A 21,304-nucleotide genomic window follows, 5' to 3' on the forward strand; every position below is an offset into this window, starting at 1 on the left:
AACGTAAAGGCCGGCAGTTACGACGGAGGGTAATCCCCCATAAACCACCGCTCTGACAAGTAGAGCTATGCGGCCATGGCCAGCCGCTTTTTGGGGGTGATGCCGCCCAAAGCCATATTTGGGCGTTCATGGTTGTAGCGCCACATCCACTGTGTGGCGAACTCCCGAACCTCGCGGTCGGACCAATAATACTGTGACAGCCATTCGTAGCTGACCATTCTGTTGACACGCTCCACGTAGGTATTCTGCTGGGGCTTACCGGGCCGGATGATTACTGTCCGCTATCTGAGCAAGTATGAATTTTCCAGCTGACTTCGATCAAGGCAACCAACCTTATTGCAGCGCCGGAATTAAGATCTCACCTCCGCTAAGCCACGCGCCAGCTTCCACAGCATTCCATACAACCTCGCTAACATCATGAGTGATCACGCTAGGCCCACGTGCAACATTAGCAATTATCAAAGTAGTTAAGTGCAGGTCATGCTCTGGAGGTGCGCACAAGCGATAACTTCGACCAGATTCGGTCCTGACAATCCTCCGAAGAAGATCAATCGCACAAAGTGAGGTTGTCACTCGAAATGACCCTGAGTCCATTTGGGCGCCTATGCGCAGCGTTCCAGAGTCTAGTTGCAGGATGCGCCAGTGATACAGATCAACTTCAGCCTGAAACTCAACGCTTGGTGCTTGGCGGCTGTTAGTAACGTAAATCTCCATGATGGCCTCCAATTTGCAATAGAAATGGACCAGCTAGAAGGTAGCCTAAAGCATGCCAACCGCACTTACAGCACCTTTCACCCAAGATGAACTACTCAGGTGGACTATGTGCACTGAGAACTTTCACAAGAACCAGAAGATCGCTTGCTTGTTTGGAAAAATCTTAGCCCTTGCAACGAGCCTCGGGTCTACGCTTAGCATGTCAGACTAGCAAGTTTTCTTGGTAAGCAACTGTAGGCTGATCTGCGTCATTCGCGATCCAAGGCTTGAACTGCAGCAATCGCCAACACTGGGGGTTGAGCTCCACCAGTTCTGAGCATCCACTTCATCCTTGAAACCGGCCGTTCTGCCGCTCGGTTCTCCGCATGCTAGGCTGTTGGCGTTCTCGTTCGCTCCGCACTGCCACGGGTTTGGAGGTCTCTGAAGTAGCCCTGGATGTTGGTGGCCACAGTGAATGGCTTGTGCCCCGCCATTTCCGATCCCAGGCCAAGGAACGCAAGAACTCTTGCGGCAAGGTCTGTCCATGTTTAGCCAGCGCTGCTGCCACGGTGAACGAGTCCTTGTCCACCAACTTGACCAGCATTACGTAGCGGTTGTGCCGCTCTACTAATGTTGCCACCTGGCTGTAAGCATCGCCGAACAACAGATCACCTTCCCATGTCCCGGCACTGCACGATCCTCGATGCAAGCCGGGCGCTCGCTGACGGGTACGGCATCGAGCGGGACTACCGCGTGAATCGAGTGCAATTCACCGATGCGATAGCTATCTTCTTAAACGCAGTGCATTGAAGATCACAGATGCCGAACTCAGGCTCATAGCAAGTGCCGCGATCATTGGCGACAGAAGCCACCCTGTGAACGGATACAGAACTCCCGCTGCAATTGGCACACCAATTCCGTTGTAGATGAAGGCAAACAGCAAGTTCTGTCGCATATTGCGCACTGTGTCAGTTGAGATTTCACGAGACTGGGCAATGCCACGCAAATCACCCTTGACCAGCGTGATCTGACCGCTGTTCATTGCTACGTCAGTCCCTGTTCCCATGGCTACACCTACATCAGCTTTTGCCAAGGCTGGCGCATCGTTGATCCCGTCACCAGCCATGGCAACCACATGGCCTTCACTTTGCAATCGCTCCACGAGAGCTAGCTTGTCGGCGGGCTTGACTTCGCCATGGACTTCATCAATTCCAAGCTTGGCACCAACAGCCTTGGCTGTGGTCAGACCATCTCCCGTTGCCATGACAATTCGCAAGCTGCTTGCATGAAGTGTTTGAATGGCATCCAAAGTGCTAGCTTTGATAGGGTCTGTTACTGCCAGGATGCCTGCGAACTTCCCATCAGCAGCTAAATGCATGATGCTTGCACCCTCTCCTCGCAGGCGTTCTCCGTCCGCTTGCAAGGAAGATACAGAAACGCCTTCTTGAGCCATCAGTGCGGTGTTGCCTAATGCCAAGCGCCGCCCCTCAACGGTTCCACGTACACCAATACCGCTGGCGGAATCGAAGTCCGCAGGTTTAGCGAGTTGCAAGCCTTGTTCGCGTGCAGCTCGGACGATGGCATCCGCAAGCGGATGCTCGCTACCCTGATCCAAGCTAGCGGCAAGCCTCAAAACTTCGTCAGCCGTGAAATCTGGAGCAGGAATCGCTTTATCGAATGCAGGCCGACCTTCTGTCAGGGTGCCCGTTTTATCTACGATGAGCGTATCCACTTCACGCATTTTCTCGATGGCGCCTGCGTCACGGAATAAAACGCCTTGTTCTGCAGCGCGCCCTGTGGCAACCATTACTGACATGGGTGTGGCCAAACCTAGCGCGCATGGGCAGGCGATGATGAGTACCGCGACGGCATTGATCAGCCCAAACACCCAACTGGGCTCCGGGCCAAAAACGCCCCAGACGAAGAAGGTCACTACAGCGACTAGCACGACAACCAGAACGAACTTTCCAGCCACTACGTCGGCCATTCGCTGCATCGGTGCCTTCGACCGTTGGGCCGATGCAACCATCTGAACGATCTGGGAAAGCATGGTGGCAGCCCCCACCTTTTCTGACCTCATGATCAGAGCTCCACTCGTATTGAGTGTGGCGCCGATCAGTTTGTCGTCAACGCGCTTTGTCACAGGTATTGGCTCGCCCGTGAGCATCGATTCATCAACGGCGCTTTGACCTTCCGTGACAATGCCATCCACGGGTACTTTCTCGCCTGGACGTACGCGCAGCAGGTCTCCGACATGCACGTGGCTGAGTGGAACATCTTCCTCACTGCCATCTGCATTGATACGCCTTGCCGTCTTAGGAGCTAGGCTAAGCAATGATTTGATAGCGGCCGAGGTTTGAGAACGAGCCTTCAGTTCGATGATCTGCCCCAACATGGTCAAAGAAATGATGACTACCGCTGCCTCGTAATAAACCGCTACACGACCCATGGATACGAACGAGTCGGGAAACACGTCGGGTGCCAGCGTCGCTACGAGGCTGTAGACAAAGGCGGCTCCCGATCCCAAGCTGATCAACGTCCACATGTTCGGGCTGCGGTGGATGATTGACTGCCAGCCTCGAACAAAAAAGGGCCAGCCCGTCCATAGCACCACGGGCAGGGAAAGTGTCAACTCGACCCACGTTTGGGTCTGCATAGTGAACCAGCCGAACTTGTGTCCGAACATGGCCAGAGTGGTAACAATCAGCGTGAGTGGCAGCGTCCACCAGAATCGCCGTTGGAAGTCTTGCAACTCACTGTTGTCCTCCTCTCCAACTGGGATCAGTGGCTCAAGAGTCATTCCACACTTGGGGCAGTTTCCGGGATGATCTTGCCGGACCTCCGGATGCATCGGGCAGGTATAGATCGTTCCGGCCGGAACCACGCCGGAGTCATCAAACGATTTCTGATCTGAATGACTTGCAGTCACATGGGCATGTTCGTGCGAGCTGAACAACTGGGCCTCAGGCACCAAATGCATTTGGCACTTTGGGCAGCGCCCCGGATGATATTGATGGACTTCAGGATGCATTGGGCATACATAGACTGTGTCCCCTCCTGCGTGATCAGCCTGCTCGTGACTCGATATGAATTGCGCGGGGCCATGAGCAAATTTTTGCTGGCAACCGTTGCTGCAGAAGCGATAGATCCGTCCTTCGTGAACTATCCGATGGGGCGACTGTAGAGAGACAGTCATGCCACAAACAGGATCCAGCAGAGGCTCGGCGTCAGTTTTGGTGTTTTCCAACTCAACTGATTCTGAAGAAGATCGATGCTGATGATGTTGCATGCAGATGGCCCTTCGCGATGTTGGATCGATCCTTGGCTCTTACACCATGTGAATGTCAAGCCAGAATCTGCTTGAGAAATAACTCTGTCCACCTCTTCTGAGGTACCGCAACCTGAGTACGGTGCTTGTGGCCATCTCAATCCAAGAAATGATTCTGGGGTTGAGGTGGGCTTTGTCATGACTACATGACACGGAGATCATCCAAGCATGGATCCTCCGAAGCGATGCACCCTTCCTCTCCGTGTGCAGTCCCCGTGTCAGCTGTCGGTGGGTGATCTAAAGGTTCATATTCCTTTTGGCGAAAGAATCCCTAACCAAGCCACACTCGCCAAAACCAGAACTGCCAGTGTTGCTTCCATGAACAGGCTCTGGCGTAGCTTAGCGACTGCTTGTGCATGATTTCCAGAGGTCAACGATGCCTCCAGACTTGGACTTAGCCGGAACCGATTTGCCGAAGCCAAAGCAAGCATTCCGAGAACCAGCATTAGCTTGCCTAACAGCAACTGACCATAGAGTGTCGAAACAAGCGGATCAAGCGAAGGCCCTGCGATCAACACGTAGTTGAGTACACCACTGATCCCCAGAACGACCACGATCAGCGTCCCGACCTGGGCGAAGCCATTTGATGTTCGGCTCAATATTGCTACTGTGTTTGATGCCTTATTCGCACTCGATACGGCCAAGATCAAAAAGGCGAGTAACGCACCGACCCATGCCCCTGCAGCCCAGAGGTGCGAGATGTCCGAAGCCAGGTGGATGTATCCGCGCATTCCATCGTCCATCGCACCATGACCAGTCCATGCCAGGGTCGCCAGTGCCACACCGCTAGATACGGACATGGCAACAAAGCGCAACGTTGGATTGCATTTCACCAATGCGATCAAGATGCAAAGCACCAACGCAAGAATACGAATGCACCAAGCAAGGCCCATGTGGGTGCCGGTGATGAGCATCTCGAAAACATGTGTTGATAACTCGGCATATGTTTGCGCACCGGACATCGCCTTGGCAAGGACTGTCATGCTGACCACGGACAGCCCAATTCCGAATGCTGCAAATGCACCGACACATATTCGATAGCAGCGCGCAATTGCCAAGGATCGCTCGTCATGGCCAAGGGCATAAACGCCAAACATGGCGACGCCAAAGGCCGCTGCCATGTCCAGATAAAGCGCAAGGCGCAATACGATGGTGAACCAATCCTCGGCCATTTGCTTACTTCACCTGGAATGTGACGTTGCCATTGATAGGGTGTGTGTCTGACGACACTGCACGCCAATCCACGCGATAGGCACCGGGTTGAAGCGTCTGAGCGGGAGTAATGACCATGGTTTTGCCATCGCTAGCGCCAGAGACGCTTGCGCTGACCTTCATGGCGCCGTGATTTGGCATTCCGGGCATCCCCGTCATGACCAAGTTCGCAGCCGAGAACTGAGGAACCAGCGTCTCAGAGAACTTCAACTCAATCGTGGCAGGTGCCGCGCCCTGCGACTTATCCGCAGGAGAGGAGGAGACTAACGAAGGATGCGCAAATGCTGCGGAAGCGAACAGCGTTACGGCAATTGGCGCAATGAACTTAGCGACCAGGTTTGAGCGGTTCATGAGAGACTCCTATCTAAGTGTGATGGTGGTTTGAAAATAGATGTCGAATCTAGGTCTGTAGAGTTGGCACCCCCAAGGACGCGCCAACTAGGAAGGGGAAATTGGCCAGGCTAGAACCAGAAGCGGACACCGGCCACCCAACGTGTTTGCTGAGCACGGCCACCTTCTGCACGAACGAGATCAGCGGTTCGCCCGAAACTTCCCGCACGTTCCACTCCGATATATGGAGCGAACTGACGGCTGAACTCGTAGCGCAGTCGCAGGCCAGCAGATGCTTCGGCTAGGCCCTTGCCGATATGGCGCTCTGGATCATCCTTGCCGTAAAACTGCATTTCAGCCCTAGGCTCAAGGATCAGGCGCTGTGTCAGCAATAGTTCGTAGCTTGCATTGAGGCGAAGCGCAGTTCTGCCGCCACTGCCGACATAGGCTGTGGCCTCCAGCTCGAACCAGTAGGGGGCTAGGCCCTGTACACCAAATGCCAGCCATTGACGGCTAGGTCCCACGCCGTTGTCTAAGCGCAGACCAAGCTGTGTATCCCAATAGGTTGTGGCAGCACGGCTCCATAGCAGTTCGGTGCGAGACTCTTCGAGCTTTCCTTTGGCGACGTCACCTTCTGCCTTCAAGACAGCTTTGTTGTATGAGGTCCCATACCATGCTTGCAAGTCATAGGCCGTTGAATCATCACCTCTGCGTGAAAAACGGCGTTCCAGGGTCTCACCACGCAGCGAGGCAAAGGTATGCTCGTCCGCAAGCATCAAGCGCGGGACGCCAGGCACCGCGTAATCGCCCGATCCCAAGGTCAACCCATTGGAATACCCATGAGGGTCGCGAGCATCTGGAGGTGCGGATCCCCCTTGCATCTGCATGCTGCCGTGATCCATCGCAGGGCCGCTTGCAGCGCTGCCAGTCATAGCACCATGACCTGCATGTGGATCAGCTGCGGTTGTGGCAGGGCTTGCCGGTGCTTCCATTTGCATATCCGCTTGGCCATGCGATGAATGGTCGCTTTGCGCCTGGGCCGCAATGCTCACCAGAGCGAGGAACGCAGTGGACAATGCACGAATGGGGAGTGCTTTGGACATTTTTGATCTTCCTTGTGAGGTTTGTTCAAGACACTACGACTTCGCGGAACATGCCTGCATCCATGTGGAACATCAGGTGGCAATGCCATGCCCAGCGGCCCAAAGCATCTGCTGTCACCAAGAAGCTGATTCGTTGTGCAGGCTGTACTGGCAAGGTGTGTCGACGGGCGAGGAATCGACCATCAGGGCTCTCCAGTTCACTCCACATCCCATGCAAGTGCATAGGGTGAGTCATCATGGTGTCGTTGTGCAGGATGACCCGCAAACGCTCACCGTGACGGAAGTGAACAGGCGTTGATTGCCCGAACTCCAATCCATCAAGAGACCAGGAATAACGCTCCATATTGCCCGTCAGGTGCAACTCGACCTCTCGTCCAGGACCTCGCGAGTCCATCGGACCTGAAGGTGTATGCAGATCTGCCAAGGTCAGCACCCGTCTGCCGTTATTGCGCAGACCAATACCTGGATCGTCGAGATTGGTGCGGGCCATATCGACTCGCATATCTGTTCTTGCGCCATATTCAGTGCGAGCATGGCGTGCGGTGGTGCTGGGCACTGCCAAGCCCCCAGCAGACATGGCATGCTGACTATGGTCCATCGCCATACCACCGTGATTCATGCCGCCCATCGCACCATGATCCATGCCGGCCATTGCCCCCGACATACCAGCCATCCCGGCCATGCCCGTCATGCCAGACATACCGGTCATCCCAGACATGCCGGTCATCTCCATGTCGGCTCCGGCAGTGCCATGGCTCATGGCGCCCATCATGTCGCTCATACCCAGCCATTCGACGGGATCGAGTGCAGGGACAGGAGCTTGCAGACCTTCGCGCACTGCTAACGTAGCGCGTGCGTAGCCTGTTCGGTCCATCGACTGAGCAAAGATCGTATAGGCGTCATCACGTGGCTCGACAATCACGTCTATGGTTTCGCCAGGGCCGAATCGGAATTCATCGACAGTCACAGGCTCTACGTCGACGCCGTCCACATGCACCACAGTGAGCTTCAGACCCGGAATACGTACGTCATAGAAGGTATTGCCCGCGCCGTTGACCATGCGCAGTCGGACACGCTCGCCCGGACGGAAAAGAGCAGTCCAATTGCCGGCAGGTGTGACGCCATTTGCGAGGTAGGTCAGGGTCGCAGAAGAGAGGTCGGCTAGATCCGTTGGGTTCATGCGCATCTCGTTCCACATCTTGCGCTTGTCTAATGCCGCTGACACGCCATCACGCGATGCATCACGGAAGAAATCAAAGACCGTGGGCTGGTTGTAGTTGTAGTAGTCGCCCTGAACCTTGAGCTTTGCGAAAACACGCATGGGGTCTTCGTCAGTCCAGTCAGAGAAGAGCACGACATGGTCACGATCTGCACGGATAGTCTCAGGTCCTGCGGGATCGATGATGATTGCTCCATACATGCCGGTGAGCTCCTGCATGCCTGAATGTGAGTGATACCAGTAGGAACCGCTTTGCTGAACCTTGAAACGGTAGGTGAAGGTCTCCCCAGGAGGAATGCCCGCAAAGCTGATGCCCGGAACTCCGTCCATTTGGTAGGGCAAGATAATGCCGTGCCAATGAATAGAAGTGGCCTCGCGAAGCTTGTTCGTGACGCGAATCGTCACCGTCTCACCCTCTCGCCAGCGCAGGGTTGGTGCAGGAAGCGATCCATTGATCGTTGTCGCCATGCCAGGCTTGCCTGTAAAGTTCACGGCGGACTCGGCGATCACCAGATCGAACTCGTTACCCTTCAGCACCGGAGCGGCCCCACGGACTGTTGAGCTCTGCTGCGCGAATGCCATGAGCGACTGCGTTGACAAGCCCGCCAGCACGCCTCCTGCGGCCAGTCCCTGAACGAAGCGCCGACGAGAGAACCCCTGAGTGGGAGTGACAAAAAATGGCGAATGACGCGGCATAAGGTGAAATCCTCCAGAGCTTTCAAGAAATTCGTTGTCGGCGGCGCTGCCTGAAACAACAAGCGCTCGATATGTTCAATATGCTAGGGCGCGCTGAATTTCGATGGAGTGACTCACGCATTACATTCATGTAATGCTCGCGTCATGTTCTGTGCGACTGGGGGCGTCTATCCACAAAAGCGTTCGCTGTAGCCGGGAGGCTCACGCTGCTCGCCACGATTGACGACTTCCCAGGAGGGAACAACAAGGCCGTGTTAAGCCTTTCTATCGCCAGGATTTCAGGAACATTACATTTTTCTTATCTTCATGTCAGAGGGCACCAAACTCGGCACACTCTTGATCGTCCACTGCAGCGGAGCGAGTACATGAGGATTTTGATTGTCGAAGATGAGCCTAAAACAGGTGAGTACCTGCGCCAAGGACTGACCGAGGCTGGCTACATTGCTGACCTCGTCCCAAATGGCTCAGACGGCTTACATCTGGCTTTGCAAGGTGAATACTCCTTGGTGATCTTGGACGTCATGCTGCCGGGCCTCAATGGTTGGCAGGTGCTCCAGTCTCTGCGTGATCGGGGACTACATATGCCGGTCCTGTTTCTTACTGCACGGGACCATGTCGAGGACCGTGTCAAAGGACTAGAGCTCGGCGCAGATGATTACCTGGTAAAGCCGTTTTCGTTCGCAGAGCTACTCGCCAGAGTTCGCATCATTCTTAGACGTGGACATCCGGCCAACGAAGGTACTACTCTGACTGTTGCAGATCTCGAACTAGACCTGCTGCGTCGCCGCGTATCTCGCAATGGCAAACGTGTTGACCTCACAGCCAAAGAGTTCGGACTCTTAGAGTTGCTGATGCGCCGACATGGTGAAGTGCTGCCACGTTCATTGATCGCATCGCAGGTATGGGACATGAATTTCGACAGCGACACCAACGTCATTGAGGTGGCCATGCGCCGTCTGCGAGTCAAAATTGACGAAGGCCACTCGATCAAACTGATCCAGACCGTAAGGGGCATGGGCTATGTGCTTGAAGTCCCTGAGGAGGAATAGGTGCAGCGTCTCACTCGCAAGGGAAAGCTCTCTTTAACGAGCCGTTTAGCACTATTTTTCACGGCTGTTGCGGCAGCCGTAGTGCTAGGTCTAGGCGGCCTATTCCTAGTCGTTACAGAAAAGCATTTCGTGGAATTGGACCGAATGACGCTTCAGGACAAGCGCCATTTGATCGAGAAAATTCTCCAGAACACCAAGTCGGTCGATGATGCTCGTTGGCGTTTAAATGAGGCACTGAACTATCACGAGGATCTTCAAGTCCAGGTGAAAGATGCCCAAGGAGAAACCGTATTTCAATCGCCCGCATCCGGCTTTGCAGTGCCGGATCGCAACTCGGCTTCTATCGACAAGGAAGGATCGTTTGGGGTGTGGCGGCATGCAGACGCAGAATTCCACATCTTGAGCTTTGAGACGCTACCGGCCTACGCACCGTCACCATTAAAGGTACTGATCGCAGCAGACACCAAGCATCACATTCAATTCCTCAACGGAATTCGCACAAGCTTTGCCATTTATGTGATCGCAGCAATTTTGCTGTGCTCACTTCTGTCTTGGCTCGCCGCTCGACAAGGGCTGGCACCGCTGCGAGAGATGAAATCACGTGCGGCCGTTGTGACGGGACAGAAGATGAGTGAACGCATGCCGGTCGAGGCTGTACCCGTAGAAATGGCCGATTTGGCGCATGAGCTCAATCGCATGCTGGATCGGTTGCAGGACGATTTTCAGCGACTGACAGATTTCGCGTCTGATCTGGCCCATGAACTACGCACGCCCATCAGCAACCTGTTGACGCAGACTCAGGTTGTGCTGGCATCCAAGCGTGACGCCGCGACATACCGAGACATTCTTGCCTCTAATGCCGAAGAGTTTCAGCGTTTGGCTCGTATGGTGTCAGACATGCTTTTTCTGGCCAAAACTGAACGGGGCGTAAGCCTGCCGCGCAAGGAGCAATTTTCGGCACAGCAAGAATCGTATGCATTGCTGGAGTTCTACGAGGCTGTCGCTGAAGAAAAGCAAATTCATTTGAAGTTAAAAGGCGATGGACTCGTTGATGGTGATCGACTGATGTTCCATCGTGCTGTGAGTAATTTGCTATCTAATGCTTTGCGCTACACGCCGCATGCAGGCATGGTCACCATCGACATTGAGACCGCAGCTTCCTGGACACTTGTCACTGTGGAAAATACAGGGCAGGACATTGATCCCAAAGTCCTGCCCAGGTTATTTGACCGCTTCTACCGAGCTGACCCTTCCAGGGCTCATCCGGACTCAGACGGTAGCGGATTGGGTTTGGCCATCACCCGAGCAATTGCCGAAGCTCATGGAGGCTCCATTACCGCCACTTCAGCCGATGGACGAACTCGCTTCACCTTGAAATTCCCCACTCCGCAGCCGACTTCCTAAGCAGATCAGAAAACAGGCTTTTCTTGAAAGCAAGAAGACACTATCCGCAGCAAGATGTCTTTGCTGAAGTTGAGCCGCAGCATTTCGTCTGCGGCTTCTCAGCATTTGCCTGCTCGGCTTCGGCTAACGCCAATAATTCTGGAGTGTATCCAGCGGTCTGGATGGCCAACATGTAGTCGGCGTCGCTCAGATCGCCAGAGACTTGCACCGTTTTATCTCGCGCATTCACTCCGATCTTTGCTTCATCATCGATCGCCAAAATGGAGCGCTGAATCCGCGCGGCACAGGCACCACATTTCATGTCATTGATGCGAAAAATAGCCATTACGTACTCCTTTAAAGCTTGTGGCTAAAGTTTCATCCTTCACATGATGTGAATGTCAAGCATCTGTCTGCACAAGCACTGGAGCACGCTGTGTACGTCCACTACGTTGGTCTTCACTTTTCGCTTTGGGCTTATTGGTGTGCAGATTTGGGGTAAGAGCTGCCGCGAAAAAGCTGACAACAATGTCACCGGACAGACCTGATTTTGTTGGGCTCCGATTCCTAAGATCAACCCATCTTCTCCTCACCTTGATCAAGGTCCAGGAGATGTGTTCATCAACTGTCTTAGGAGCCAACCATGTCTCAAAACCGCATCTCCATTTCCTCCGTACTCGCAAGCGTTGCTGCCGTTGTCACCCTGGCTCTTCCTGGAATGGCCTCTGCAGCCTACGAGCATCCAGCCAACAATGAACAAGGCGTGATCGTGCATCCGCAGCACTTTGAAAGCCAGAAAACCCGAGCTCAAGTCAAGGCAGAGACTGAAGCCGCCATGAAGCAGGGCCGCCTTTCTTACGGTGAAAGCAATTTCCCACGTGGAACTCCCGAGACAGGATCGAGCAAAACCCGCGAGCAAGTGATCAACGAAACGCGTAATGAATCGCCAGCTGCGCGAGATGCTCGCCTCCAATCATTTGCAGGCTGATCTCCATCAAAGACGCATGCATCGCGGATGCAGCTCTTTCCTGCATTTTTGTTCCGATCTACCGCAGAGGCCTCAAGCAACAGAGGCCTCTGCATGTAGAGCATCAGCTTGAGCGAACTACAAATTTCCCGGAAGAATTTCGGCCCAGATGATCGCAATCATCACTTAGGGGGGCGACACTGGGTTCAACGATGCGCGGACTCACCGAGGCGGATATCGCTACCGAGCATCACATTGCATGTTTCCTCATCCATTAACTTGAGGATGGGACAGGACACCGCCTTCTTCAGAACTGAGTTGTGCATACGGTGTCGCGCTTCCTTCAGACACAGCTGTAGCGTTTGCTCCTAGGATGCGAGTTAACCACTGGCTTGCCGAAGATCTGTAGCATTTAAAGATCGGTAGCAACGTATGGCCTTCACCGCGTACCCCTGGTAGATTGACTACACTAACTGCTGCCATGCTACGAAGTCGCATTCACCGCCTATCCACCGCAGTCCTTGTGGTGCTTTCGCTGCTGTTCGCACAGCTGGCGTTGGCGGGTTACGTCTGCCCACAGGAGGAAGGCGTTGATGCAATGACGGCCAGGATGGAGGCCGGCATACCATGCGAAGGTATGGACCAACAGCAACCGGTTCTGTGTCATCAGTACACCAATGCCCCGGATGTGACCTTCGAAGCAGTCAAACTGCCCGTGGCGTCATTACCTGCCATCGTGCAGGTGTTGGAGCTGCCGCTAGTGCTCGAATTTGATGCTGCACTTGCAGTGTCCTGGCCCATCACCTTGGAGGTTCGACCGCCTCCGGACCCTCTTTTTCTCTCTACTCTCAGACTCAGAGTCTGATCACTCCGTCGACTGACTGGTGCTGGCGTGGCTTGTCCATACGCCGGCAATGCCCTCGTTCGTCCACGGAGTTTCCATGTCCCCTATTTTTTTGCGAGCAGCCTCCTTGGCTGCCGTCTTTCTGCCGGCCGTTGCTGCTGCAGAATCGATTTCATTCGACCAGGCAATAAGCTTGGCCGTCCAACGCTCCGAAGCAGCCCGCGCAGCCCAGGCGGCGATGCAAGGCTCTGTCCATTCCATACAGGCTGCGGGTCAGTTGCCAGATCCCATGCTGCGGGCCGGCATCGACAATTTGCCGGTTACCGGCTCAGACCGCTTCAGCGGTACCCGTGAGTCCATGACGATGAAGCGCATCGGTATCAGCCAAGAGTGGCTCTCCGCCGATAAACGAGCCGCACGCGAAGGTGCGGCTCGTGCACGGGCCGACCGCGATGCCGTACAAAAAGACATTGCCGAAGCCGAGGCTCGCCTGCAGGTCAGCATGGCGTATGTCGATGCTTGGTTCGCCACTGAAGCACTCAAGCTAACCACACAAACCGAGCATCACTTGCACGAGGAGCTGAATGCGGCAAAAAGCCGCATAGCAGCTGCCACAGGCAACAGCGCAGAAGCGTTGCAGCTCCTATCCGCCAAAGGGATTGCAGAGGATGAAAGCGAAGAGGTTCGCCAACAACAGTCTGCAGCCATGGTCAGTCTGCAACGCTGGATCGGCATTCTTCCCGATGCCCTCAACAAGCCACCTGCCTTCCCTGCTCCCGAGGAATGGGACTACGTGGCGAGATATCCAGCCGTCGCAGGCTTAAAAAGCGACGTCGAAATTGCTCGCCAGAGTGCAAACGTCGCAGCCAAGGAGCGCTCTCCCAACTGGACCTGGGAAGTGTCCTACGGCCAGCGCACTGGCTATTCCGATTTGGTTTCAGTCGGCGTCAGCATCCCGCTCCAAATCGCACCAAGCCAGCGCCAAGACCGCGAAACCTCGGCCAAGCTGTCCATGGTGGACAAAGCAGAGGCTGACTTGACGGAGGGAATGCGCGCAGCCATGGCCGATTACCGCACCTTGACTAGCGACGCCACGCGCCTGCAGCAGCGTATCGAGAGATACCAAGGCTCCGTAGTGACCCCAGCCAGACAGCGTACTTCCGCCGCTCTGGCTGCCTACCGCTCCAACCAACTGGCCCTGACCGCCGTGTTTGAGGCACGACATGCCGAGGTCGAGGCTCAGAGAAAACTCCTCGCATTGCAGCGTGATTTGTTACGTACACAGGCCCAACTGAACCTCAAACCCATCGCTCATGGAGGTGCCCAATGAAGCGCACAGCACTGGTCACTCCATTGGTTACGGCAGGCGTGCTGCTGGCAACCGGTGGCTTCTTTATTGGCCGCTTGACCTCCCAAGGCGCTGCTCCCCAGGCCGTAGTCGCCTCGGAATCCAAGGCTCCCGCAGGCGAGCGCAAGATCCTTTACTGGCATGACCCCATGGTGCCGGGACCTCGCTTTGACAAGCCAGGCAAGTCGCCATTCATGGACATGCAACTGGTGCCCGTCTATGCGGACGAGGCCAATGACACGGGCGTCAAAGTCAGTTCTACGGTGCAGCAGAACCTTGGCATTCGGACCGCGACGGTCAAGCGAGCCGACATCGGCGCGTCGTTCGACGCCGTTGGAACGGTGCAGTTCGATGAGCGTCTGAGCGTCGCCGTTCAGACCCGTGTTGCCGGCTATGTCGAGCATCTAGCAGTGCGTGCTCCCATGGAGCAAATTCACAAAGGTCAGGCGCTGGCCACCATTTTTGCGCCAGAGTGGCTAGGGCCGCAGAACGAGCTGCTCGCACTCAAGCGTTCAGATGTGCCCCAGGACATCATTACGGCCACCCGTGAGCGCATGCGCGCCATGTCCATCCCCGCCGAACTGGTCCGCAAGACTGAGGAAACCGGGGTCGCCCAGGCTCGCTACACCTTGCAGGCTCCAGTAAATGGAGTGGTGACGGAACTCGGTGTTCGGGAAGGAGCCCAGGTGTCGCCTGGCCTGACGTTATTCCGCATCTCCGGCCTGGAGAAGGTCTGGGCCGTGGCAGAAGTGCCGGAGGCACAAGCCGTACGCCTGACGCGTGGCCAAAGGGTCAAGGCCGTTCTGCAAGCCGATGCATCCCAAACCTTCGAAGGCGAGTTGAAGGAAATCCTGCCACAGGTCAACGCCAGCACGCGCACCCTGCAAGCGCGATTCGAGGTCGATAACCGCAGCGGCAAACTGATCCCCGGATTGCTGCTGCGCCTGCAGGTCGGCGACGTTCCAGCCTCGCGCCTGGTCCTGCCTGCCGAAGCCGTCATCCGTACCGGCACCCGTGCATTGGTCATCGTCCGCAAGGAGTCTGGCAATTTCGAGCCTCGGGAAATCAAACTAGGCGAGGACTTGGGTGATCAATTGGAGGTGCTGCAAGGCTTGCGCGAAGGCGAGGAAGTAATTACCAGCGGCCAATTCCTGGTGGACTCCGAAGCGCGGCTCAAGTCAGCTCTGGGAGCCATGGAAGCCGGCCAACCCCAACCTGTGCCTGCTACGGCCACCGAAGCCTCGGGCATCTACCGCGCCGAGGGCAAGGTGGAAAGCATCGATGACGACGGGATCACGATCTCGCATGGTCCCGTACCCAAACTCAAGTGGCCCGCCATGACAATGAGCTTTGGCAAGGTCGACTCGATAACGCTCACGGGTTTGAAGCCAGGAGATCTGGTGCGCTTCGAGTTCCGAAAAGGCGGGCCCCTAGATTGGGAAGTCGTCTCCGTGAAGAAAAGCGGCAGCGACGCAGGAACCACCGGAGGCGCCAAGTGATTGCTACCCTTATCCGTTGGTCCATCGCCAACCGCTTTTTGGTGTTGGTCGTCACAGCGTTCCTTGTGGCGGCAGGCATCTGGTCGGCATCTCGCACTCCAGTCGATGCACTGCCAGACCTGAGCGACGTGCAGGTAATCGTCCGCACCACCTATCCAGGAAAACCACCTCAGGTGGTGGAAGACCTCGTGACCTACCCGCTGACCACGACCATGTTGAGCGTACCTGGGGCTAAAACCGTCCGAGGCTATTCGTTCTTTGGCGATTCCTTCGTCTACATCCTGTTCGACGACAAGACCGATCCGTACTGGGCACGGTCACGGGTGGTGGAGTATCTGAACCAGGTGCAAAGCCGCTTGCCGGTAGGCGCGACCGCCGCGCTAGGCCCGGATGCCACAGGTGTGGGCTGGGTCTACGAGTACGCGCTGGTCGACCGCAGCGGCCATAACGATATTGGACAGCTGAGAGCCCTCAACGACTGGTTTCTTAAATTCGAGCTGAAAACCGTTCCGGATGTGGCAGAAGTCGCCAGCATCGGCGGCATGGTCCGTCAATACCAGGTGGTGCTCGACCCGGACCGGATGCGAGTGCTCGGCGTTACACAGTCCATGGTCGTGCAGGCCCTGCAGAAGGCCAATCAGTCGTCGGGAGGCTCGGTAGTGGAAATGGCCGAGACTGAGTACATGGTGCGCTCGCGCGGTTTCCTTCAATCACTGGAGGACTTCCGTACCATCCCGCTCACCCTCAGCGGAGCGACACCTGTGCTGCTGAGAGACGTGGCCACCGTCCAGATCGGCCCAGAAATGCGCCGGGGCATCGCCGAACTAGATGGTGAGGGTGAAGTCACGGGGGGAGTGGTGGTCATGCGCTCCGGCAAGAATGCCCGTGCCACCATTGAGGCTGTCAAAGCCAAGCTGGAGGCGCTCAAACCCAGCCTGCCCAAAGGTGTGGAGGTGGTGGAAACTTATGACCGCTCCAAGCTCATTGATCGTGCAGTCGACAACCTGCGTGTCAAGCTCCTGGAGGAGTTCGCCGTCGTCGCCGTCGTCTGTGCCATCTTCCTATTCCACCTGCGCTCCGCGCTGGTGGCTGTTGTAACCCTGCCTATTGGGGTGCTAGCGGCTTTTGGCGTGATGCACTGGCAAGGCGTGAGCGCGAACATTCTCTCGTTGGGCGGTGTGGCCATTGCTCTAGGGGCTATGGTCGATGCCTCGGTGGTCCTAGTCGAAGCTGCGCACAAGCATCTAGAGCACTTTGAAGAACGACATGGACGCCCACCGTCCGTGGCCGAGCGCTGGGAACTGATCGCGCAATCAGCCGTGGAAGTCGGCCCTGCGCTGTTCTTCTCGTTGCTGGTCATCACGTTGTCGTTCCTGCCCGTGTTCACCCTAGAGGCCCAGGAAGGACGGCTGTTCTCACCACTGGCTTTCACCAAGACCTACGCAATGGCTGCTGCTGCCGGCCTCTCGATAACGCTGGTTCCGGTGCTGATGGGATACCTCATTCGCGGACGCATACCTAAGGAAACTGCGAACCCGATCAATCGCGGCCTGATTGCTCTTTACCGACCGGCTCTCGAACTAGTCTTGCGCTTCCCTAAAGCAACGCTGCTGGCAGCGGCATTGGCCCTGGCTATCACCGCAATTCCGGTCATGCGGCTGGGCGGTGAGTTCATGCCGCCGCTGGACGAAGGCGATCTGCTGTACATGCCCTCGGCGTTGCCTGGTATTTCGGTCTCAAAGGCCGCAGAGTTGTTGCAACAGACAGACCGGCTTATCAAAACAGTGCCCGAGGTTAAGCGTGTGTTCGGCAAGGCGGGACGGGCCGATACCGCCACCGATCCAGCGCCATTGGAAATGTTCGAGACCACCATCCAGTTCAAATCGCGCGAGCAATGGCGCCCTGGCATGACGCCAGAGAAACTGGTCGAGGAACTCGACCGGGTGGTCAAGGTGCCGGGCCTGTCTAACGTATGGGTGCCGCCCATCCGCAACCGCATCGACATGCTGGCCACCGGCATCAAGAGCCCCGTGGGTATTAAGGTCGCCGGACCAGACCTCGCCACCATCGACAAGCTCGCGGCACAGATTGAATCCGCCGTGCGCGGAGTGCCTGGTGTTTCTTCCGCATTGGCCGAACGCTTGACTGGGGGCCGGTACATTGACGTGGATGTAGACCGACAAGCCGCTGCACGGTTCGGACTTTCTGTGGCCGACGTGCAGGCGGTCATAGCCACCGCCATCGGTGGCGAGAATGTCGGAGAAGTCATTCAGGGTCGAGAGCGTTATCCAGTGAACGTCCGCTACCCGCGCGAAATCCGCGATTCGCTGGAACGCCTGCGCAAGCTGCCTTTCGTGACAGACAAGGGTGCCACCGTGCTCCTGCAGGACGTCGCCAAGATCGTCATCGCAGAAGGCCCACCCATGATCCGCAGTGAAAACGCACGGCTCTCGGGCTGGGTCTATGTCGATGTACGTGGCCGGGACTTGCGCTCCGTAGTCCATGACATGCAAGCCATTGTTGCCAAGCAGGTGGCCATGCCTGCCGGCTATGCCCTGTCGTGGTCTGGCCAGTTCGAGTATTTGGAGCGGGCTACGGAACGCCTGAAAGTCGTCGTACCACTCACTCTGGCCGTCATCTTCATGCTGCTCTACGTCCTGTTTCGCAGTGCAGGCGATGCCGCATTGGTCATGGCAGCGGTTCCATTCTCGCTGGTCGGTGGGTTCTGGTTCATCTGGGCGCTCGGTCACGCGGTGTCGGTGGCCTCTGCCGTGGGGTTCATTGCCCTAGCCGGCGTTGCCGCCGAGTTTGGCGTCGTGATGCTGGTCTACCTGCAGAACGCCTGGAGACAGCATCTAGCCTCAGGCGAGCCGGACAATGAAGAAACGTTGCTGGCTGCCATTCGAGAGGGAGCCGTCATGCGCGTGCGGCCAAAGGCCATGACCGTGGCTGTAGTCATGGCGGGTCTGCTTCCCATTCTGGTCGGACACGGCACGGGCTCAGAAGTCATGACCCGCATCGCTGCTCCGATGGTCGGCGGCATGGTCACGGCCCCGCTCCTAAGCATGCTGGTCATCCCTGCTGCCTGGTACTTGATCCATCGCAAGCGTCCAACCGCAGAGCGCCCCCCCCTCAAACCTTGAAGCATCTGCAATCAAGGCCTCCTAACCATTACACCTTGGAAGATAGAACCATGAAAACAGCCCACATCCTTGCCGCAGCCGTCGCGTTAGCAGCGTTCACAACAACTCATGCGCAGGACATGAAAATGCCGATTAAGCCTGCAGCCGGATCGACTTCGGCCAGCATGCCCCTCGTTGATGGCGAGGTTCGCAAAATCGACGCTCAAAAGAATCTCATCGTCTTGCGTCACGGAGATATTCCGAACCTGGCTATGCCGGCCATGACCATGGGCTTCGAGGTATCCGATAAGAAGATGCTCGACGGCATAAAGGTTGGCGATAAAGTGAAGTTCCAAGCAGAGGCGATCAATGGCAAGGCTATGGTCACGGAACTGAAACCGAACCATTGATAGAAAAAGGGACTGCCATTTACATGGCAGTCCCTTTGTTGAAAAGCCTCGTTTAAACCGCAAGCCCTGATAGCTGTGCATCAGGTCTGCCATCCGTCATTGCTCTATATTTTCCGGCTTCCGTTGAGCATTTCGGAAAAAGAAGGCCAGCACGAACAGAAGAACCAGGCCCTGCGCGACAAGCCCGATCACTGAAGGGAAAATGCCTAACACTTCCAAACGAGGTGCTGGCAAAGCACTGGGAGCAATCCATCCTGCTTCCTGCAACGCGGCAATTCCCTTCCCGGTTAACACCACCGCCAAAACTGCGACCAGCCAAGAACTTATAGAGAAGAATTTACCGATTGGCAGCTTGGCGCTGTATCGCAGCAGCAGAACCGTTATCAGCGCAAGACACAGCACGCCCACCCCAAGGCCTGCAAGGATTGCTCCATCATTTCCTTGGCCCCACATTGCGGCGAAGAACAAGATGGTCTCGAATACTTCACGGTACACGGCGACGAATGCCAGACCAAACATAAAGAAGGCCGAACGGCGATTCAGTGCAGCAGACATGCGCTCTCGCAGATACGCCTGCCACTGACCAGCGACGCTCTTTTGGTGCATCCAGATACCCACACTCAAAAGCACTGCCGCTGCAAACAGGCTGGAAAGCCCTTCGGTGACCTCACGATTGGCACCGCTGATCGAAACTGCATACGTCGCAATAGCCCAGGTGACACCACCTGCAGCCAATGCTCCGAGCCAGCCAGCGTGTACATAAGGCAGAACATCAGGGCGCTTTGCCTGGCGCAGAAAGGCGATCATTGCGACAACGACTAAAAGCGCTTCGAGGCCCTCACGAAGTAGGATAGTCAAGCTGCCGAAGAATGCCGCGGTCGCGTCAGTGCTAGATTCAGTGAGAACCTGATCCGCCGCATTAAATAGATCCTGAATACCGATAGCTGCCGTTTCAATCTCTTGAGCCGAAGCCTTCGAGGCAATCAACGAGCGATACTGACCCATGGCCACTTCAATGCGGGTCTTCAGTGTTCCGTCTCTTGTTGCCAGAGCTTGTTCGAAGGGCTCGACTCCATCTAAATAGGAAGACAAAGCAAACTCGGCTGCCTCCTTTGGTTTGCCGTCCTTGAAGGCAGCAACACTCTGATTCAGTCGTTCACGGGCAAGCGTCAGGCTCTTTGCACGCGGAGCAGAAAGCGAGTCCGGATGAGCCTGAAGAAAAGCTACAGTGGCCTTGGCCTGGTCCTCTCCCAGAGAGTCCGCCAACTCTGCCTCAGTTAGACGAACAAAATGATCCATGCCTGCGACCTCAGTCCGGATCTTCTCTGACTCCTTCCAAAGTAGCTGCCCTTGTTGGCGTTGGTGATCATCATGAGCGAAAGTTCCTAGGAACATAGCCACAGACCAACGGTCCTCCTCTGAAAGCTGTGCAAATGCGGGCATTGCTGTACCTGCGATTCCCTGACTCACCGCCTGGTAGAGCGCGAAAACACTGCGCTGACGGGCACGGTCATGGTCCGTGAACGCAATGGGTTTGGGGTCAAGCTGCTTGGCTAAAACTCCGTCCCCATTTCCTGATACACCATGACAAGCCGCACAGTTGGCCGCATACACGGAAGCACCCAATTGGAGATTCGGAACTGAGGTCGGGGCCAGTGGGACTGGATATACGGCAATCAAGTGATTGGCCAGGCCCTTTGCCAGGCTCCCCACAGTAGCAGGATCTGACTTGGTCGCAATTGCAGCCTGTAGAGCTTCGCTCTCTTTCAGTAGCGTCTGGCGCTCCGGCTTTTCCTCCAGAGAACTGATCTTGTTGCGAGCTGTCTGTGCAAACTCCTGCATTTCGTCATACTCAGATGGTGCGATCACCTTTCCATCCTGCACAGCACCGCCATAGTCCACCGCGAGATAGTCAAGTATCTGCCACACACGACGCACGTCAGCTTCAGAAGCACTGGCAACTGCAGCCCAGCTCACTGCGAGAAGCAATAGGCAAGTTGCAAGAACCTTTCGTGCAACGTGAGAGGTGGCTGGGTATGCCACGTAAGTACGACTCATTTTTGTTCCTGAGCGAAAAGCAGGCCCGTCTTGCGGGCCGAAA

The 21,304-nt window shown here is 56.0% G+C and carries 14 protein-coding genes and 2 pseudogenes; 7 read left to right on the top strand and 9 right to left on the bottom strand.

All coding sequences use genetic code 11. The features are described 5' to 3' along the window. Positions 1-65 precede the first annotated feature (65 nt). From AAIL66_RS06960 to AAIL66_RS06990, 7 genes and pseudogenes are all read right to left on the bottom strand, one after another. Positions 66-269: pseudogene (locus AAIL66_RS06960) on the bottom strand (transposase); the annotation flags it as partial. Between the two features lie 814 nt (positions 270-1,083). Next, positions 1,084-1,431: pseudogene (locus tag AAIL66_RS06965) on the bottom strand (IS30 family transposase); the annotation flags it as partial. A 46-nt stretch (positions 1,432-1,477) separates the two neighbouring features. Further along, on the bottom strand, positions 1,478-3,982 hold the full coding sequence (locus tag AAIL66_RS06970; protein ID WP_343496337.1) for a heavy metal translocating P-type ATPase: 2,505 nt from the start codon (positions 3,980-3,982) through the stop codon (positions 1,478-1,480). Positions 3,983-4,266: 284 nt separating this feature from the next. Continuing rightward, positions 4,267-5,193 carry a copper homeostasis membrane protein CopD gene (gene copD / locus AAIL66_RS06975; protein ID WP_343496338.1) on the bottom strand — a complete coding sequence of 309 codons (927 nt, stop codon included), beginning with the start codon at positions 5,191-5,193 and terminating at the stop codon, positions 4,267-4,269. A 4-nt stretch (positions 5,194-5,197) separates the two neighbouring features. Then, complete coding sequence (gene copC, locus AAIL66_RS06980; RefSeq protein WP_343496339.1) at positions 5,198-5,584, bottom strand: copper homeostasis periplasmic binding protein CopC; 387 nt, start codon at positions 5,582-5,584, stop codon at positions 5,198-5,200. 110 nt (positions 5,585-5,694) lie between these two features. Continuing rightward, entirely contained in the window at positions 5,695-6,666 is a 972-nt protein-coding gene (locus AAIL66_RS06985; protein WP_343496340.1) for a copper resistance protein B, read from the bottom strand. A 25-nt stretch (positions 6,667-6,691) separates the two neighbouring features. Continuing rightward, on the bottom strand, positions 6,692-8,581 hold the full coding sequence (locus AAIL66_RS06990) for a copper resistance system multicopper oxidase (RefSeq protein WP_343496341.1): 1,890 nt from the start codon (positions 8,579-8,581) through the stop codon (positions 6,692-6,694). 365 nt (positions 8,582-8,946) lie between these two features. Between AAIL66_RS06990 and AAIL66_RS06995 the strand changes: the two genes are divergently transcribed. After that, positions 8,947-9,630: a heavy metal response regulator transcription factor gene (locus AAIL66_RS06995; protein WP_003052290.1), complete on the top strand. Its 684-nt coding sequence runs from the start codon at positions 8,947-8,949 to the stop codon at positions 9,628-9,630. Continuing rightward, on the top strand, positions 9,631-11,034 hold the full coding sequence (locus tag AAIL66_RS07000) for a heavy metal sensor histidine kinase (protein ID WP_066483269.1): 1,404 nt from the start codon (positions 9,631-9,633) through the stop codon (positions 11,032-11,034). A 40-nt stretch (positions 11,035-11,074) separates the two neighbouring features. Here the strand turns inward: AAIL66_RS07000 and AAIL66_RS07005 are convergent, their stop codons facing one another. Then, a complete protein-coding gene (locus AAIL66_RS07005; RefSeq protein ID WP_003055071.1) occupies positions 11,075-11,359 on the bottom strand; it encodes a heavy-metal-associated domain-containing protein in 285 nt (94 codons plus the stop codon). A gap of 297 nt (positions 11,360-11,656) precedes the next feature. Here AAIL66_RS07005 and AAIL66_RS07010 point away from each other — a divergent pair, with 297 nt between their 5' ends. The 5 genes from AAIL66_RS07010 (at position 11,657) to AAIL66_RS07030 (ending at position 19,203) form a co-directional block, all read left to right on the top strand. After that, complete coding sequence (locus AAIL66_RS07010) at positions 11,657-12,001, top strand: DUF4148 domain-containing protein (protein ID WP_012838519.1); 345 nt, start codon at positions 11,657-11,659, stop codon at positions 11,999-12,001. Between the two features lie 920 nt (positions 12,002-12,921). Further along, a complete protein-coding gene (locus AAIL66_RS07015; RefSeq protein ID WP_343496342.1) occupies positions 12,922-14,154 on the top strand; it encodes a TolC family protein in 1,233 nt (410 codons plus the stop codon). Next, positions 14,151-15,671 carry an efflux RND transporter periplasmic adaptor subunit gene (locus tag AAIL66_RS07020; RefSeq protein ID WP_343496343.1) on the top strand — a complete coding sequence of 507 codons (1,521 nt, stop codon included), beginning with the start codon at positions 14,151-14,153 and terminating at the stop codon, positions 15,669-15,671. Before AAIL66_RS07015 ends, AAIL66_RS07020 begins: the two co-directional genes overlap by 4 nt. Further along, entirely contained in the window at positions 15,668-18,814 is a 3,147-nt protein-coding gene (locus tag AAIL66_RS07025; protein WP_343496344.1) for an efflux RND transporter permease subunit, read from the top strand. The genes AAIL66_RS07020 and AAIL66_RS07025 overlap by 4 nt, the downstream gene beginning before the upstream one ends. A gap of 50 nt (positions 18,815-18,864) precedes the next feature. Further along, the gene (locus tag AAIL66_RS07030; protein WP_343496345.1) at positions 18,865-19,203 is read left to right on the top strand and encodes a copper-binding protein; all 339 of its coding nucleotides are present in this window, start codon (positions 18,865-18,867) and stop codon (positions 19,201-19,203) included. A gap of 96 nt (positions 19,204-19,299) precedes the next feature. On the opposite strand, the gene AAIL66_RS07035 is transcribed toward AAIL66_RS07030, so the two are convergent. After that, positions 19,300-21,261, bottom strand: coding sequence for a cytochrome c/FTR1 family iron permease (locus tag AAIL66_RS07035; RefSeq protein ID WP_343496346.1), 1,962 nt, complete (start codon positions 21,259-21,261; stop codon positions 19,300-19,302). Positions 21,262-21,304: the final 43 nt, after the last annotated feature.

The sequence above is a fragment of the Comamonas sp. F1-6 genome, from assembly GCF_039581415.1.
GTDB classification, from domain to species: Bacteria; Pseudomonadota; Gammaproteobacteria; order Burkholderiales; family Burkholderiaceae_C; genus Comamonas; species Comamonas thiooxydans.

Excerpts from the sequence above, each read along its gene's own strand:
- AAIL66_RS06970 (WP_343496337.1), bottom strand. The coding sequence starts at position 3,982 with ATGCAACATCATCAGCATCGATCTTCTTCAGAATCAGTTGAGTTGGAA.
- copD (WP_343496338.1), bottom strand. The coding sequence starts at position 5,193 with ATGGCCGAGGATTGGTTCACCATCGTATTGCGCCTTGCGCTTTATCTG.
- copC (WP_343496339.1), bottom strand. The coding sequence starts at position 5,584 with ATGAACCGCTCAAACCTGGTCGCTAAGTTCATTGCGCCAATTGCCGTA.
- AAIL66_RS06985 (WP_343496340.1), bottom strand. The coding sequence starts at position 6,666 with ATGTCCAAAGCACTCCCCATTCGTGCATTGTCCACTGCGTTCCTCGCT.
- AAIL66_RS06990 (WP_343496341.1), bottom strand. The coding sequence starts at position 8,581 with ATGCCGCGTCATTCGCCATTTTTTGTCACTCCCACTCAGGGGTTCTCT.
- AAIL66_RS06995 (WP_003052290.1), top strand. The coding sequence starts at position 8,947 with ATGAGGATTTTGATTGTCGAAGATGAGCCTAAAACAGGTGAGTACCTG.
- AAIL66_RS07005 (WP_003055071.1), bottom strand. The coding sequence starts at position 11,359 with ATGGCTATTTTTCGCATCAATGACATGAAATGTGGTGCCTGTGCCGCG.
- AAIL66_RS07010 (WP_012838519.1), top strand. The coding sequence starts at position 11,657 with ATGTCTCAAAACCGCATCTCCATTTCCTCCGTACTCGCAAGCGTTGCT.
- AAIL66_RS07015 (WP_343496342.1), top strand. The coding sequence starts at position 12,922 with ATGTCCCCTATTTTTTTGCGAGCAGCCTCCTTGGCTGCCGTCTTTCTG.
- AAIL66_RS07020 (WP_343496343.1), top strand. The coding sequence starts at position 14,151 with ATGAAGCGCACAGCACTGGTCACTCCATTGGTTACGGCAGGCGTGCTG.
- AAIL66_RS07030 (WP_343496345.1), top strand. The coding sequence starts at position 18,865 with ATGAAAACAGCCCACATCCTTGCCGCAGCCGTCGCGTTAGCAGCGTTC.
- AAIL66_RS07035 (WP_343496346.1), bottom strand. The coding sequence starts at position 21,261 with ATGAGTCGTACTTACGTGGCATACCCAGCCACCTCTCACGTTGCACGA.